At 49.2% G+C, this 14,597-nt stretch carries 15 protein-coding genes; 8 read left to right on the top strand and 7 right to left on the bottom strand.

All coding sequences use genetic code 11. The features are described 5' to 3' along the window. Window positions 1-83 precede the first annotated feature (83 nt). The gene (locus AC2YIT_RS16835) at window positions 84-2,900 is read left to right on the top strand and encodes a vWA domain-containing protein (protein ID WP_487279912.1); all 2,817 of its coding nucleotides are present in this window, start codon (window positions 84-86) and stop codon (window positions 2,898-2,900) included. A gap of 133 nt (window positions 2,901-3,033) precedes the next feature. On the opposite strand, the gene AC2YIT_RS16830 is transcribed toward AC2YIT_RS16835, so the two are convergent. Further along, complete coding sequence (locus AC2YIT_RS16830; RefSeq protein WP_430848864.1) at window positions 3,034-3,462, bottom strand: VOC family protein; 429 nt, start codon at window positions 3,460-3,462, stop codon at window positions 3,034-3,036. A gap of 214 nt (window positions 3,463-3,676) precedes the next feature. Between AC2YIT_RS16830 and AC2YIT_RS16825 the strand changes: the two genes are divergently transcribed. From AC2YIT_RS16825 to AC2YIT_RS16815, 3 genes are all read left to right on the top strand, one after another. Further along, window positions 3,677-4,009 (top strand): ArsR/SmtB family transcription factor, encoded by a 333-nt coding sequence (locus tag AC2YIT_RS16825; protein WP_430848862.1) that lies wholly within the window; start codon window positions 3,677-3,679, stop codon window positions 4,007-4,009. Beyond that, window positions 3,999-4,469 (top strand): SRPBCC family protein, encoded by a 471-nt coding sequence (locus AC2YIT_RS16820; RefSeq protein WP_430848860.1) that lies wholly within the window; start codon window positions 3,999-4,001, stop codon window positions 4,467-4,469. The genes AC2YIT_RS16825 and AC2YIT_RS16820 overlap by 11 nt, the downstream gene beginning before the upstream one ends. A 65-nt stretch (window positions 4,470-4,534) precedes the next feature. Beyond that, on the top strand, window positions 4,535-5,320 hold the full coding sequence (locus AC2YIT_RS16815; RefSeq protein ID WP_430848858.1) for an alpha/beta fold hydrolase: 786 nt from the start codon (window positions 4,535-4,537) through the stop codon (window positions 5,318-5,320). Here AC2YIT_RS16815 and AC2YIT_RS16810 read toward each other — a convergent pair. Further along, the gene (locus tag AC2YIT_RS16810) at window positions 5,317-6,225 is read right to left on the bottom strand and encodes an NmrA family NAD(P)-binding protein (protein WP_430848856.1); all 909 of its coding nucleotides are present in this window, start codon (window positions 6,223-6,225) and stop codon (window positions 5,317-5,319) included. The two genes, AC2YIT_RS16815 and AC2YIT_RS16810, sit on opposite strands and share 4 nt — an antisense overlap. Before the next feature lie 134 nt (window positions 6,226-6,359). Beyond that, window positions 6,360-6,599, bottom strand: a complete 240-nt coding sequence (locus tag AC2YIT_RS16805) for a hypothetical protein (RefSeq protein WP_430848854.1) — start codon at window positions 6,597-6,599, stop codon at window positions 6,360-6,362. Window positions 6,600-6,742: 143 nt separating this feature from the next. On the opposite strand from AC2YIT_RS16805, the gene AC2YIT_RS16800 reads away from it, so the two are divergent. After that, on the top strand, window positions 6,743-7,450 hold the full coding sequence (locus AC2YIT_RS16800; protein ID WP_487279911.1) for a hypothetical protein: 708 nt from the start codon (window positions 6,743-6,745) through the stop codon (window positions 7,448-7,450). Here AC2YIT_RS16800 and AC2YIT_RS16795 read toward each other — a convergent pair. Next, window positions 7,432-7,926: a GNAT family N-acetyltransferase gene (locus AC2YIT_RS16795; protein WP_430848850.1), complete on the bottom strand. Its 495-nt coding sequence runs from the start codon at window positions 7,924-7,926 to the stop codon at window positions 7,432-7,434. The genes AC2YIT_RS16800 and AC2YIT_RS16795 overlap by 19 nt on opposite strands. A gap of 296 nt (window positions 7,927-8,222) precedes the next feature. On the opposite strand from AC2YIT_RS16795, the gene AC2YIT_RS16790 reads away from it, so the two are divergent. Both AC2YIT_RS16790 and AC2YIT_RS16785 read left to right on the top strand, forming a co-directional pair. Continuing rightward, entirely contained in the window at window positions 8,223-9,104 is an 882-nt protein-coding gene (locus AC2YIT_RS16790; protein WP_487279910.1) for a pirin family protein, read from the top strand. Between the two features lie 69 nt (window positions 9,105-9,173). Next, complete coding sequence (locus AC2YIT_RS16785) at window positions 9,174-10,214, top strand: alpha/beta hydrolase (RefSeq protein ID WP_487279909.1); 1,041 nt, start codon at window positions 9,174-9,176, stop codon at window positions 10,212-10,214. A 22-nt stretch (window positions 10,215-10,236) separates the two neighbouring features. Here AC2YIT_RS16785 and AC2YIT_RS16780 read toward each other — a convergent pair whose 3' ends face one another. Beyond that, window positions 10,237-10,596, bottom strand: a complete 360-nt coding sequence (locus AC2YIT_RS16780) for a PH domain-containing protein (RefSeq protein ID WP_487279908.1) — start codon at window positions 10,594-10,596, stop codon at window positions 10,237-10,239. A 1-nt stretch (window position 10,597) separates the two neighbouring features. Here AC2YIT_RS16780 and AC2YIT_RS16775 point away from each other — a divergent pair, with 1 nt between their 5' ends. Continuing rightward, the gene (locus AC2YIT_RS16775) at window positions 10,598-10,759 is read left to right on the top strand and encodes a hypothetical protein (RefSeq protein ID WP_487279907.1); all 162 of its coding nucleotides are present in this window, start codon (window positions 10,598-10,600) and stop codon (window positions 10,757-10,759) included. A 133-nt stretch (window positions 10,760-10,892) separates the two neighbouring features. Here AC2YIT_RS16775 and AC2YIT_RS16770 read toward each other — a convergent pair whose 3' ends face one another. After that, window positions 10,893-11,384 (bottom strand): T9SS type A sorting domain-containing protein, encoded by a 492-nt coding sequence (locus AC2YIT_RS16770; protein WP_430848842.1) that lies wholly within the window; start codon window positions 11,382-11,384, stop codon window positions 10,893-10,895. Window positions 11,385-11,409: 25 nt separating this feature from the next. Continuing rightward, window positions 11,410-14,589 carry a M4 family metallopeptidase gene (locus tag AC2YIT_RS16765; protein WP_487279906.1) on the bottom strand — a complete coding sequence of 1,060 codons (3,180 nt, stop codon included), beginning with the start codon at window positions 14,587-14,589 and terminating at the stop codon, window positions 11,410-11,412. Window positions 14,590-14,597: the final 8 nt, after the last annotated feature.

The raw sequence follows: 14,597 nt of genomic DNA, 5'->3' as shown, positions 1-14,597 counted from the left end.
CGGAAGCAGGTGTTTGCCGATTTTCGGGTAAAAATCCCGACCTTCGCGCATTCGATAACACACATACTTTCAGTAGTTTACGTATGAAGCGATTCTCCATCCTGCTTATTCTTTTTGGATTCATTATCAGCCCGGTTGCCGCGCAACAGGAAGCGCCGCAGACGTCCTTGAACCACTATATCGAATTTCTGAGCCAGTCGTCGGAGCAGGTTATCCGCCGGTTCAAAATGCTTCGCGACTATCAGGACGACGTGGCCCGTTACCGTAAGAAGCCGGATTACGGCTTACGCCTGCCGTCGTCGGGGCCATTGGAAGAATATTATTACCAAAAGGCAACACACGGGTTGGGCATCGAAGCGGGAAAGCGGAAGCAATTGAACGCCGGGCTGGAAAATGTCTGGCACGTGCTCAACAAGCTCGATGAAACCTGCAAAGCGCTGGAAACTTATGTGCGGCTGAAAGATTACGAGCGCGACAAACTGAAAAAATCCGATGCGCTGGTCGAGGAAATACAGTCGCTTTTTGAACGCTATGCACACGACAAAAACGCATTGTACACGCAAATCAGGCAAGTTTACACGGGCGTTCAAAATCGTCCGGTTACCGATCCTTATATTGTAACAGAGAAGGCCATGGGCGAAGTAATCGCCGCCCAACAGCGGTTACTGGATGCATTACCCTATTATCTGAATGAAGAAAACAAAGCCGAATGGCCGGTAGCGCTCGTGCGGCAGAGCATCCTGGATGATGAAAAGGTGCTCGCGACCATTGGGAATACCGCTTCGCAATTGCAATACCCGGCATCCGATATGGTGGGTAGTTTCAAATCGGCATTGACGTCGATGCAGGATATCAAACGGCGGGCGCTCGATGATCACAACTTCGCGGCGCAACAGTCGGCCCGCCACGGTAATGCGGTGTATTTATCGCTGGTGGAGCAGTTTAATCACGATATGCTGGAATTTTACAAGGCGTTTGTCGGGTATAGCAGGCCGGGGCATTTGCTGTTGAATTATCCGTTTTTCAGCCCGGTCATGAAGGCGGAAGGGGCGAACAATGTAGCTTCTGCCGGCAAAAGCACTCCGCCGTTTCAGGATAGGTCTTTTCAGCCATTGAATGTTAAAAAATCGACTGCTCCTGCCAACGCAGCGGTGGTTAAGACTTTAAATCAATATGTGGATTGGATCAACGAGTCATTGCGGCAAATGCATTTGCTGCAAATGATCGTTCGCAACTACCAGAGCTCCGCAGAATACTACCGCGATCCCGCGAAGGCGCAAAAGCGGGCCAATCTAAGCTACTCGCATGAGGACTTCAAACTGCCTTCTTCTGAATATACCCTGCTTTTGAGCGCGAGTTCAGCCATTCCGGAACCTTACCGTAAATCAGTGACCGGCCAGGCGGAGGTGTTGATGAATATTTTACAGGAAATGGACGGCCTAAGCATCGAGCTGATCCGTTATACTTCCGAAAAACAATATCTGCAAGACCAGCTCAAACGCTCCGACGCCATTCTCGACCGCTACCTTGTTCTTTTCGATATTCTGGATAAAAAGAAAGAGCAGCTCTACAATGATGTCCGCCGCATTCACGAAAGCTATCCCAATGCAACACCCACAAGCTCGTGGTACATCGCGGGTAGCGCTATGCTGAAAACCATGGATAATGGCCACGATGTGATGTTCGGCCTGCGGGATTATCTTAAAGGAGAGGCTTCGAAACTACCGGAAACCGACCGGTTGGAAGCCGATAGCAGACAATTGATCGCAGACGAGTATAAAAACATGAAAGGACTGCAGCGCTATGGTAGAAGTAACGGGCTTTGTCCGTATACGCCCTATGAGGACCTGGGGGCCAATGCGGGCCGGTTTGCGGAGAACGTGCAGAAATACAAGCCGGCTAGATCGGGTTATGCGGCACATCCTTATGAGTCGTTTTACTATTTCTATAACAATGAGCTGGTTTACGAGTATAACAACTTCATAGAACTCTCGAAAGCAGGACTTCTGAAAATGATTAACCAGCCCGATGTTTTCGCATTCCAGCGGACTACTCCTCAGAAACCGGATGTACCGCCGGCGAAAATAGAGGAGCCGAAAATCGAAAAGCCCAGGGTTGAGAAGCCAGCCGAAGCCATAACGCAGGTTCAAGCCAACAATGGCGACATAACTGCCACACCGAAGCCTCCTGCGCGCCAGGATACGCGCCCGCTCGCGAACGAGGGAGCGCCTGCGAATGCGCCCATTACGCAGGTGAAGCGCGACACCGTGTACGTGGAGCGCGTGCGTGTGGATACCGTGTATGTAGACCGCAATGCACAACTGCAAAACGTTACCCGCTCGCTTGAAGGCTTTGCGCCGAACAACATGGTACTGCTGCTGGATGTGTCGTCTTCAATGAACTCTCCTTACAAATTACCCCTGCTGAAACGCTCCATCAAATCGCTGCTGACGCTCGTGCGGCCCGAGGATATGATTTCGATCGTGCTTTATTCCGGCAAGGCAAGGGTAGTGCTGAAACCAACTTCGGGCGCCAAAGCATCCGAAATTGCAAGGATGATCGACCTGCTGCAATCCGACGGCGATACGGATGGTAATGAAGGCATTAAACTAGCCTACAAAACCGCCAACAAACAGTACATCCGGGCCGGCAATAACCGCATTGTGCTCGCTACCGACGGCGAGTTCCCCGTGAGCGACGAGGTGGTGGACATGATCCGCCAGAATGCCCGTCAGGATGTGTATCTGAGTGTTTTTACCTTTGGACGCAACGAGCATACCGGCCAGAAACTCAAAAAGCTAAGCGAACTGGGCATGGGTTCCTATGCTCACGTAACCGACGCCAGCGCCGACCTGCAACTGATCCTGGAAGCCCAGGCGAAGAAGCTGGCAGGGAAGTAACACCGCGAGGCATGGGACCTGGAATGCTGTGCGTAGGGAGGGCATTATGGAATGGATGTTTGCTTAGTATAAAAAATAGAAAAAGGCCGGTCCGCATCTTCGGAAACCGGCCTTTCGTCATTACAACTGTACATTATGCGCCTTGCTGCGCAGGAAAATTGATCATCCAGTTTACGCCGAACTTGTCCTGGAAAGCGCCAAAATAATCGCCCCAGAATTGGTCTTCCATCGGCATTTCGATGGTACCACCCGCTGATAGACCGTTGAAAAACTCATCGGCCTGTTCGCGGCTGTCAGGGAAAATGGAAACGTAATTATTATTGCCGACTTTGAGCGTCTGGCCCATGGAAGGCATAATGTCGGAAGCCATCAGCAACTCATCGCCCACCGGCAATGCAATGTGCATAATACGGTTTCTTTCATTTTCGGGCAGGTTTTCCGAGCCGGGGGCGCCGTCCATTCTGTGAACGCCCCGGAATTCGCCACCGAAAACGGATTTGTAAAAATTGAATGCCTCTTCCGCAGTTCCGTCGAAGTTGAGGTAAGGATTGATTTTGGGCATAGCTAAAAGATTTAAAGGTGATTGGACTTGATTTTAGATTGTTGACAGATGCAAAAGTATGGACTTGCACCGTCACGCATGCTCCCTAAAACGGACATTCACAGGGGGCGGTCGCGACAAATTGAAGTCCTTTTTTCGACACTTCAAAATTAACAGATAAATGTTGCGCAAGTAAGTACTTGCATATATATTTGCAAGCAAATACTTGCATGTTATGAGAGCACGAAGAGATGTATATCAGGCCATAGCCGACCCCACGCGCCGGGCGATCATCGGTATGCTGGCCGAGCAGCCCCAGAATGTGAATGCCATTGCCGAGCAGTTTGATGTAACCAGGCAGGCGATTTCGCTACACGTTAAAATCCTGAGTGATTGCGGGCTGATTTTTATCCGCAAAGAGGGTAGGGACCATATTTGCGAAGCGCGGCTCGATAGCCTCAGCGAAGTGTCGGTGTGGGTGGAGCAGTACAAAAAGCATTGGGAGAGCAAATTGGATTCATTGGAAAGCTATTTGGAACAACTAAAAAAAGAGCGATATGGAAAATGAAAAAAGCAGCACGCACGACCGCGAACTGATCATTACCCGCAAACTGAATGCGCCGGTAGAGCTGGTGTGGGAGGTGTGGACCCAGCCGGAGCACATTGCCAAATGGTGGGGGCCAAACGGCTTCACGAACACGATCACGACAATGGACCTCGTGCCGGGCGGTGTATGGGAACTCGTGATGCACGGCCCCGATGGAAAAGATTATCAGAACAGGAGTATATTTAAGGAAGTTATTCCGTTGAAAAAGATTGTATACCAGCATTTTGCGCCCAGCTTCGTGACCACGGTGGAGTTTGAAGCGCAGGGTGAGGAGACGTTTCTGCGCTGGCATATGCTTTTCGAATCGGCGGAGCAGATGATCCGCATCGTGAAATCGAACAATGCGGCCGAAGGCTTGAAAGAGAATGTCGACAAGCTCTCGGTGTATCTCGAAGGCAGGAAAGCTATCCAGCAGTCATGAAAACGCTGGTCGTTGCATTGCTCGGCGCAATGCTGAATTTATCCGTTCAAGCACAACAAACTCGCATGGAACAGCCAAAAACAACCGGTTATGCGCCCGTGAATGGGCTGAAAATGTATTATGAGGTTTACGGGGACGGCGATGTTCCGCTGGTGCTTATTCACGGCGGCGGCTCGACGATCGAAACAACATTCGGCAATATTCTGCCTAGGCTCGCGGCATTCAGCAAGATCATCGCCGTTGAGTTGCAGGCGCATGGCCGCACGAGCGATCGTGACGCGCCCGAGTCGTTTCAGCAGGATGCCGACGATGTGGCTGCATTGCTCCGGCATCTGAAAGTAGGAAGAGCCAATGTTCTCGGTTTCAGCGACGGCGGCTGTACTACAATGCAACTCGCCGGTCGTCACCCTGAACTGATTAACAAAATCATCGTGGTAGCCTCCAATTACACCCGTGCGGGGATGATAGACGGCTTTTTCGAAATGATGGATAATGCCTCGCTCGATAATATGCCTGCGCCTTTGAAAGAATATTACCTCAAAGTAAATCCCGACCCGAAAGGCCTCCAAACGATGTTCAATAAGGACCGTGAGCGCCGCCGGACCTTCGCAGATTGGCCCCAAAGCGACCTCACGCGCATACAGGCACCCGCATTGATTTTGAGCGGCGACAAAGATGTGATCAAAACAGAGCACATTGTCGAAATCTCCAAGCTGATCCCGAAGGCCGAGCTCGTGATCCTTCCCGGCGTGCATGGAACATTACTAGGAGAGATTTGCACGGCAAAGGCCGGTAGCAAGCAGCCGGAAATCACGGCCATACTCGTGAAGGAGTTTTTGGAGGGAAACTAACTGCCCAGCACCTCCCGGACCTTTGTCCATTTTATGCCAGGATAACGAGCATTATCCAGCGGTCCCAGCTTGGGCAAGCCGCTGAGCATATTATGCAAATATTGCATGCCCTGCCAGGGCGGGAATACTTCGCCCCTGGCGGGGGCAATTGTGCGCATGATGCGGATCATCATCGCCAGAAAGCCCAATCCTCCGATCCTCCACAATCGAAATTCTTTTCCATGGGCCTGGCTGGCAGCCCGTTGCAAGTCCTGTATGGTGGCTACTTCGGCCGCAATGCGCAAGAACCGCGGTGCCTGTGAATCCAGTGCCGCAGCGGCAGTAAATGCGGCGGTGTTGGCCATGGTTGTGAAATCCATCGGCTGATCGGCTTCGCCCCAGTAGATCACGCGGTTCAGTTTGGGAAGGATCAGTGGCGCCTGATCTTTGAGCAAGTCGGTGAACATGCCGTTGAGAATGGAAGTAGCGTGGATCGGTGTGCGGTCGATAACCGACGCAAAGGCACGACGGAGGTCGAGATTACGGTTCGAGCCATCCGGAAGTTTTGTATAATCAATGCAATAGTCAGAGGGAATGAAGCGCGGCACGCCAGCATTCAGCGCGGCTTTGAGCAGGTCGGATTGCGTTTCGACGATCACGTCCTGCAAACCCGACAATGCCGAAACGACACATTGTGCATTCCGGAGTGCTTCGGCGAGTGTAACCGTGTTCTGATAATCGACCGGGATTATCACCGCTCCGGCTTTTTCCAGTATTGCTGTTTTGGACAGGGGCGTATCTCTCCGTACGAGCGCCCTTACGTGCGCATGCCGTGTGAGGAGTTCCTGAACGATCAACGTTCCGAGGTGCCCGGTTGCACCGGCTACGACGATCGTCTGAGGGGTAGTGTATAATTGTCCGATCATTTGGTGTCTTTTCTGTAACTATTCCGTGGCTATTGCCCGGTTATATACAGAAACAATTATGCCAATTGGAATAAAAAAGGAGAGGTATTTGCCTCCCCAAGATCGTTCGTCCGTACAAATTCTTTTCAATAGCCTCAGGAGATTTCTTTTACCCTCTCAAAGAAAAACAGTAACTCCTTGAAAGAACAAAAGGTGTCGGCAATGCGCGGGTCATAACCGAGCTCCTTCTGGGCCAGCGTGAAGCCGGTGTAGATTGTCCAGGGGTCCTCTGTCCATGACACCGGATCACTGACATTCAACAACGCTTTCACTTCGCGGCCATAGGCCATGCAAACCGGGTCTTCGGGGCCGGTAGGGGTTAGTAATGCGTTCATAGTGCTTGCACAAGTCAAAAAGCGCACTACTTTTCAAGTGGTAATGAACGTTTTATCGTACGCATTAGTCTCCTTTATTTGCCGGTAAATATTGCTTTTGTAACCGATGTTTTTGAATTTGTAAGAAAAACAACCAGGTTGTTATGACGCTGAAATTGGTGCCGTTTTTGATCAGTTTGTTATTCGCGATCGACGGTTTCGGACAATCGAAGTCAATATCGGTTCCGGTTTATAAGTCCGGGGACACAACGCTTTTCTACAAATGGCAGCGTGAACGGATTGCTCAGATGAAAATGCGTGATCCGCTGGTTTCGAAGGATAGTTTACTGCTTATATTTTCGACAGATACCCGCGCAGTTGAAATTTTCACCAACGATTTTCGGATTTTTTACGGATTTCAATATGTATGTACAACGAGATATTTGTCAGAAGAAAAGCGAAGAAGGCGACGAAAGGAGGATCCCAAACTACTATTTAACGTGACCAAATTAGATACAGCCCAAGCCCACGTAGTATACTCCGTTTTTAAAAACCTTTCGATATTATCTATTCCTGATTCACAGGATATTCCCGGTTGGCCGACAGGAACCGACGGAATAATGTATCTCGTTGAGCATTCGACTCCCAACTCTTATGCTTTTAAAACCTATTGGACTCCGTCCGTTGAAAGGGACCGATTAAGAGAAGCTGCGGCAATAGATGATCTAAGTAAGAAACTTGATCATTTGCTAGGCTTACATGACTCCTTTATGGCATTTATAGACAAATTACCTGCAGGAACCTACCATACAGAAGGAATTGGCTTCATCACTACACACAAAAAGCGTCGAAGTCACAAATCCAGAATGTAATCATGCCGTATCACATCGCCGTCGGGTACTTCGCGGAAAAAGCGGAATTGGTGTTTGGTAAGCACATTAACGGATGCGTGGTTTTCGGGTACTACCAGGGCAACGAGCGATTCGACGCTGCCGCATTCACGGGCGTAGGCAACGAGCCGGCTCGTGATTTCGGACGCGTACCCTTTGCCCCAGAACTCGGGCAGGAGCGCGTAACCAATCTCTGTGAGACCATCCTCGAAAGGCACGATTTTGCCTAAGCCTATATACAAACCGGTAACCTGTTCGTAAACAGCCACAAAGCCCATTTCGCTTTGCTGGCCGTCGGCACTGAGCGATCTTTCAAATCTTTTGCGGGCGCCTTCCATGTCGAGCCCGGCTCCGCTGATGTACAGCATTACATCCTGTTGAGAGACGAGCCGGAAGTAGTCTTCGAAATGGTCGGGAGTGAATTTTTCGTAGCGTAAACGTTCTGAATAAAACTGCATTGTGAAGTGTAAAATAGGACTTTAATGGGTACATGGCTTGGGCTGCGTAGTTTCGCTCACACCCCTGTCACCCTTTCCAACAAAAAGTTGACAGAAAGAATTTGGTTGTTGGCAGGATTTTCGCATTTGTTGACAATTTTCTGTCATTTATTGGTCTTTGGAATATCAGGAACCGGGCGGGCTGTGGCTGTACTAACCAAATGTATAGCGGGTTAAATGGATGGTTGAAGCATCGTTTTTTGTTAACCAAATGAGGCCCACAAATGGCTTCATGAATTTAACAAAGGAAGCAAATCATGGAAAATCAAGGTATTATCAGAAATATAATCAGTATCAAAACGCCGCCTGCCCAACCCGGATTTCTCGGTCCGGACCACACGGCGCGGGCGGTTGTTTACCACGAATTCGAGCACAGCGACCCGTTCATCATACTGATGGATGATTTTCTGGATAAAAAGGACGACGAGCCCGTGGGAGGGCCGCATCCGCATGCTGGTTTTGAAACCGTTTCGCTATTGCTGGAAGGTGAAATCGGCGACGAAACGCATATGATGAAGCAGGGTGATTTTCAGATCATGACCGCCGGCAGCGGAATTGTACACACCGAGACGATCGAAGGCAGATCGCGGATGCGTCTGTTGCAAATGTGGTTGAACCTGCCGAAAGCCGATCGCTGGGCAACGCCGCGAGTACAGGACCTGACATTTGCCAATGCGCCAACGACCGAAAAGGATGGCGTAAAAACGGTTTTATATAGCGGTTCTTTTGCCGGGATGCGCTCGCCCGTGAAGAATTACGTGCCGCTCATCGTGGCCGACATCCGGTTGCAGCCGGGCGCCAGACTCGCGGAATCGTTGCAGGCTTCGTACAATGCTTTTTTGTATGTGATTGATGGCGATGTCGCAGTAGGTGACGAGAAGCAATCGCTGAAAATTAACCAGATCGGCTGGTTGAGCCGGGGAGTCGGCGGTGAGGCAAGTGAGCTGATCTTAGCCGCGGGAGCGGAAGGTGCACGCGTGGTGCTATATGCGGGCGAGCCGCAACATGATAGTATCGTTTCGCACGGGCCTTTCATTGCCGACCATCAGGAGGAAATCAAGGAACTTTACAGCGATTTCCGCCATGGTAAAATGCGGCACGTTTCGACATTATCGGACGGACAAAGGTTTAATTACTGATCCGCATTCGGGGCGCTTTAACAGGCGGTTAATCTTTTTTAATTTACGGCATATTCAAACCTGAACGTAATGAAAAGAAAAAGATTGACCGCCTGTTTATTTGTAATCCTGCTCGCACCCGTTTTCGCATTCGGGCAATCACCGCTCAAAGGATCGGTAGAACGAATTAAAGTACACGGGAAATCGCTGGAAGGGAATCTGGAAGGTAATCCCGCCGACCCCGATGTCTCAATATACCTGCCGCCGAGTTATAAAAAGGAGTCGAAGCGACGCTATCCGGTGGTGTATTTGCTGCATGGCTTCACGGATACGGATGCGCAGTGGTATGGGTTTGTAAAACATTGGATCAATCTGCCGGTTATTGTCGATCAGGTATTCACGTCCGGTCGGGCGCAGGAGATGATCATTGTTACCCCGAATGCATTGACGCGCTCGGGCGGCAGTTATTATTCCAATTCCATTACGGCGGGAAACTGGGAGGATTTTGTTGCCAAAGAGCTCGTCGCTTACATCGACCAGCATTACCGGACGATTGCCAAAGCTGCCAGCCGCGGCCTGGCCGGACATTCGATGGGTGGCTACGGCACGATCCGCATCGGCGAGCGGCATCCCGAAATATTTTCGAGCATTTACCTGCTGAGCCCATGCTGCCTTGCTCCCGGCAACCCGCGTCCTGCCGACGCGCTGGCAAAAATCGAGGCAGTAAAAACGCCCGATGACATTGCAAAAGCGGATTTCATGACCAAGGTAGCGCTTGCCTATGCTGCCGCATGGTCGCCTAACCCCCTGCGTCCGCCGTTCTACGCCGATCCGATCGTCGAAAATGGGAAATTAAATCTTGCCGCCGAGATCAAGTGGAATGCCAACATGACGCTTGCCAGCATTGACCAATATATTACCAATTTAAAACAAATGAAGGGGATCGGTTTTGATGCCGGCGACCGCGACCAGCCTATTGCTTCCAATATTAAAATCCTCCACCAGGTGCTGGACAACTATAAGATCGAGCATTCCTATGAAGAATACCAGGGTGATCACCTCAACAAAATAGGAGAGCGGATCGAGACGAAGCTGCTGCCTTTCTTTTCGAAAAATCTGGCGAATAAGTAATAATTGCGATTTGCCAGCACGCCTAGTTGATGACTTGGACGCTTTTTTCTAAATCTTTGATAAATGAATCGATATCGTCCGGTGAGAGGAGGATTGTATTGTGGTCCGTCTTGATGAGCACCATCTGATCACGGCGAGTGGCATACCAGGTCATTTTCCCGTAAACCGAATTGTAAAACTTGCCAAAATAACCCCAAAAGCCCCCTACGCCGAACGTACGAATCGTGAATTTGAGTTGTTCTTTCGTCACTATCCGTACGGATTCGATGGTGTGCCGTGAGTACGTAACGTCGCTTATAGGCCGGTGAATGGTCAATACGTCGTCCGTTAGTGTGTAGCCTGTCACCCGATAAACGTAAGTCCCCCAATAAATAGCCAGCATAATGGCAATTGAAACAAACGCACCGATTTTCGCCTCAGGGGAAAAGGTTAAAAGTTCTAAAATCCCGATGCTGGCGAATAAGATTGTTATACCGATTGTAATGGTTTTGGTTGGTTTGTCGATGGAGGCGGTGTATTTCATGGCGGTTGCAAAAGATTGGTAGAGACTAATATAAACAATTAATGCTTTAGAGCGTAGCCGTTCCACCGCCGGAAGGAGATGAAAACAGAAGCCAGGCAATGTCCGGCTTCTGTTTTAGCTACTCGACTGGTTTTAATCTATGCACCACCAGAAACTCATTCTACAACCAATTTCTCCACCACCCTTGATTCGCCTGACTCAGCTTTTAGCACGTAAACACCCTGCCTGAGTGAAGCGATGTTCAATGTGCGTTCCGATGAATCGAGACGATCTCTTTGCATCGTGTTCCCGCTGCGATCGAATATTTGTACATCAACGGGGTATTTCCAGCTTCCTTTCAAATTAAGCTGCACCTCTTTGGAGGCAGGATTTGGAAAGATCGTCAGGCTTGTAGTCGGTTCGGCGACCTCGTTATCGGCTTCTTTCTTTTTGCTGGAATAGACAAATGCGACGACCTTGCCTTTTAATGCAGGTTTGGTCAGATCCACACTGGCCACGTGCTTGCCCGATGCGTCGATGGCCGTGAGGAAATCGCCGTTGCGGTTGATCGTCAACGACTTTGTATTGTACCGTACTTGTTGCGCACGGGCCGTCAGTGCGGAAGCTGAGAGGATTCCGGCGGCTAATAGTAATTGGGAGATTTTCATAGCGTGTTTGTTTAGATTTTAAGATTTATTTGATGTCCAGGATTATATCGCCAAACTGAAATCCTTCCTTCCATTCATCAAAACTTGAACCGGGATTGAAGATATCAAACGTAATAATATGGTTCGACACGACTACCTGGTCGTTGAGGAATACGGAGAAGCGTGGTTGGTCGAGCGGATAGTAGGTGTTGGGCGGGAAAATTTTGGCCAGTTTGAGCCTTAGCTTGTACTTCCCTTGTGGTTTGTCGTCGCCGAACATGATTACTCCTGAGTTTTCAGAGTCGACGAGTAGCTTTGTCACCTGCATACTATTTGGGTCCAGGAGTGCCAGAACATTGCCATCGGGATCAATGAACTCGATTCCGAACTCATAATTGGATGTTCCGTAAGCCGGTGGAATCGAGAATGCATCCGGATCGTTTCGGAAACCTTTCAATTCGATTTTGAAATCAACTGGCTTAGGTTGCGGAGGTTGGTTCGAACCGCCTGAACCGACCGCGGAAAAAAACGTGGCTGGTGGTAATAATGCTGCACAGGAGGACGAATTTTTAACAGTTACAGTATAGTTTTTGCCATTTATAAGCGTACCGACGGGAACAGGCATGAAATTGGAGGTCGTCGGTTTGTCGGTAAATCCGGCCAATGCGTTAAGTCCGGCCTCCTTGATAGTCACCAAATACTGACTGCCCGAAGGGAACGACTCGCTTGGGAACCATTGAATGTTAAAATTCTTGGTAGGATCGACCTTGCCCAAATCACCGGGGAAGAAAACGGCCGGGTGGTCGTCGCAAATGGTATAATCAAAAGGCAGTGAAAGAGCTGTTTTTGCGCCTAGCGTATTGACAGCCAGTACGCTTGCTTGCAAACCTTGGTGGTCATTAAACAGCAATGGATCCTGAACGAATAATTGCATTGCCTTACCTTGGGAAGTAAAAATGGAGGTCAATCCGGATGTCTTTCGGGTAAGGTGAAGTTCAAAGTGATCGACGGTATTCATGTTAAGTGACCCGCTTTTCCATTCAAAACCTGCTGCCGCGAAGTTCTTAAATGGAAACGTGATTCCGTTTGCAGGCGATGTCATTAGGGGCAACGCTGCCGTTTCATCTATTTTGATCCTCCATACATTGCTGCAAATGCCAAAGGCGAGGTTGTTTTTGGGACGTACGCGGATGAAGAGATTGGTCTGATCAGGCAATGGCGGGAAAAGCAGGATGGTGCTGGCTGCATTTCCAGGTAAGTTGACAGACGATACAATGTCGAAGAAAGCATTGTCCTTCGCGACTTCCACCACAAAGCCGGTTGCGCCCGGTACCGGATCCCAACTGACTAACCGCCCCAGGCTTCCAATGGGTGTCGGTGGATCATTTAGCTTTTGGGTTTTAGCCTGGATGACGGATGTTGAAGGGATGGACGTTTTAACTATCAGGGGCTTAGACAAAACGCCATAGTTGCTCTGGAGTACCGGCTTATCAAGTCTTTTTGCCGCGACACGTGCATAGTAAATTTGGCCGATATCCAGGGTTGCGTTAATATGCCCGGTTTCCGTAAAATTACCGGTATGCGGCGCATATCCTTCATAGACTACGGAGTTAAAGTAAGGATCGTTGCCAACCTGTATCAAGTAAAGCTCGGCATCTTTCATTGATTTCCAGGTTATTTCCGGATACCATGGCGTTACAGTGGTGGAGGTAGCTGACGGCCAGAACTCGACCCGCTTATCGGCCAGTTTGAAGACATGTGTGGGGCTGAACTGCTGATAGACTTTGCAGAGCGGATTCAATCCTTTGCAAAAATTGGCGTCAGCCTGGGTGATTTTGGCCCTCACATATACCGTTTCCTGCGGGCGAAAATAGCCGCTGGCGCTGCCTTTGTAAAATACGCCCCCGCCCGGCTTGAAAAAGGTGTCGAAGGTGCTCACCTTATATACCTGCGGATTGGTAAAGTTGTAATCCGAGGCCATTTGCACTTCCACTTCCTTAACGCGTGCGTCGTTGTCCCACGAAAAATTAACTTTAACCGCGGGCCATGGGTCGATGTTAGCCGAGGCATTGGCCGGATAAATGGAAAAGAATGGCAGGTTATTGTCGCAGACGCCTACCGCGCACCAGGCTTTTTCGACTGCCTGGTATTCTGCGGAATTGCCACCATATAACTGTTTTGCTGCATCAAGTGTGAACGTTTTGAATGCCGGATAGTCGGAGTAAGCTTTAAGCTTCGGTATAGCATCCCAGATAATTTGAATCGCTTTTTCTACGCCTATTCCCGTCAGGTTACCATATTGATACCCTAAATCATTGGTAGCCGAACCTGCAAAACCAGAGGAGAGGAGGTAGAACCATTTGACTACAACACCTGCTCCTGCACCATAATCATAGTTCGCTGAGCAACCATTATCGAAATTTTTGCCTTTGTATGTATCAGCCAACTTATTTGATTTTGGGTCTCTTAGATCCCATTTCTTTAGAAAAAACTCTTCCATCAGAAACCAGTTATAGCTTTGGGGCGTAGACTGCAATACTTTATTCTTGACGTAAATCCCAAATACATTGGCAAGGCCTTCGTCTATTGATCGGTATTCTGTACAAACACTGGGTAAGAATGTGACGTTATTCCTGTGTGCCATAACAGCATGGCTAAATTCATGGGCAGCAACATCCATCGAGCAATACAAGGGGGTATTTTGTTGTACACTTTTGCCGAATACGAAATCTTCGTTGGTTAGAGAATACTTGGCGTAGGAATATTCGCTACTCTGTGTTTCATCTGAATTTTCGATGAATATTTTGGCTGGATTCACACCAATCGCATCCAATCCTTTCCAGCCAAATCTTTGATCAAAGATTTTCATCGCAGTCTGAAATCCATAAAATAGTTGCGCTGCTTCTGTGCTGAGGTACGGGGTTGTATTATCGGAATACATATCGTCATAAGGAAACTTGTCCTCGAACGTAACAGTCGAGCCGTTGTCTGTTCCGACAAGCGAAATTGGCGGAAAGCCGTTTTCGGACAATGTCTCGAGCCGGTAGATTTTTTCGCTTTGCGGATCTGGATTTATTGTGTGTTCCAATACCCGCATTGTCTGCATTCCCTGGTAGTAAGTCATCACCGTTTTATCGACATTTTTGGGGTTGTACAGGTTTTGAGATAGTGCGTTGTGAAGCAACAGACAAAGGGCTCCTACGAGAGCATATTGTAGATTTTTCATGATGACAG

This window comes from Dyadobacter sp. SRI_021 (assembly GCF_057586235.1).
Note: the sequence above shows the minus strand (reverse complement) of the source record. Positions and strands in the feature narration are given on the sequence as shown.

Bases quoted from the DNA above. Each gene is read 5' to 3' on its own strand.
- AC2YIT_RS16790 (WP_487279910.1), top strand. From the start codon at position 8,223: ATGGAAAATCAAGGTATTATCAGAAATATAATCAGTATCAAAACGCCG.
- AC2YIT_RS16780 (WP_487279908.1), bottom strand. From the start codon at position 10,596: ATGCTGGCTATTTATTGGGGGACTTACGTTTATCGGGTGACAGGCTAC.
- AC2YIT_RS16810 (WP_430848856.1), bottom strand. From the start codon at position 6,225: ATGATCGGACAATTATACACTACCCCTCAGACGATCGTCGTAGCCGGT.
- AC2YIT_RS16770 (WP_430848842.1), bottom strand. From the start codon at position 11,384: ATGAAAATCTCCCAATTACTATTAGCCGCCGGAATCCTCTCAGCTTCC.
- AC2YIT_RS16830 (WP_430848864.1), bottom strand. From the start codon at position 3,462: ATGCCCAAAATCAATCCTTACCTCAACTTCGACGGAACTGCGGAAGAG.
- AC2YIT_RS16825 (WP_430848862.1), top strand. From the start codon at position 3,677: ATGAGAGCACGAAGAGATGTATATCAGGCCATAGCCGACCCCACGCGC.
- AC2YIT_RS16775 (WP_487279907.1), top strand. From the start codon at position 10,598: ATGGCAATTGAAACAAACGCACCGATTTTCGCCTCAGGGGAAAAGGTT.
- AC2YIT_RS16785 (WP_487279909.1), top strand. From the start codon at position 9,174: ATGAAAAGAAAAAGATTGACCGCCTGTTTATTTGTAATCCTGCTCGCA.
- AC2YIT_RS16795 (WP_430848850.1), bottom strand. From the start codon at position 7,926: ATGCAGTTTTATTCAGAACGTTTACGCTACGAAAAATTCACTCCCGAC.
- AC2YIT_RS16800 (WP_487279911.1), top strand. From the start codon at position 6,743: ATGACGCTGAAATTGGTGCCGTTTTTGATCAGTTTGTTATTCGCGATC.
- AC2YIT_RS16820 (WP_430848860.1), top strand. From the start codon at position 3,999: ATGGAAAATGAAAAAAGCAGCACGCACGACCGCGAACTGATCATTACC.
- AC2YIT_RS16805 (WP_430848854.1), bottom strand. From the start codon at position 6,599: ATGAACGCATTACTAACCCCTACCGGCCCCGAAGACCCGGTTTGCATG.
- AC2YIT_RS16765 (WP_487279906.1), bottom strand. From the start codon at position 14,589: ATGAAAAATCTACAATATGCTCTCGTAGGAGCCCTTTGTCTGTTGCTT.
- AC2YIT_RS16835 (WP_487279912.1), top strand. From the start codon at position 84: ATGAAGCGATTCTCCATCCTGCTTATTCTTTTTGGATTCATTATCAGC.
- AC2YIT_RS16815 (WP_430848858.1), top strand. From the start codon at position 4,535: ATGGAACAGCCAAAAACAACCGGTTATGCGCCCGTGAATGGGCTGAAA.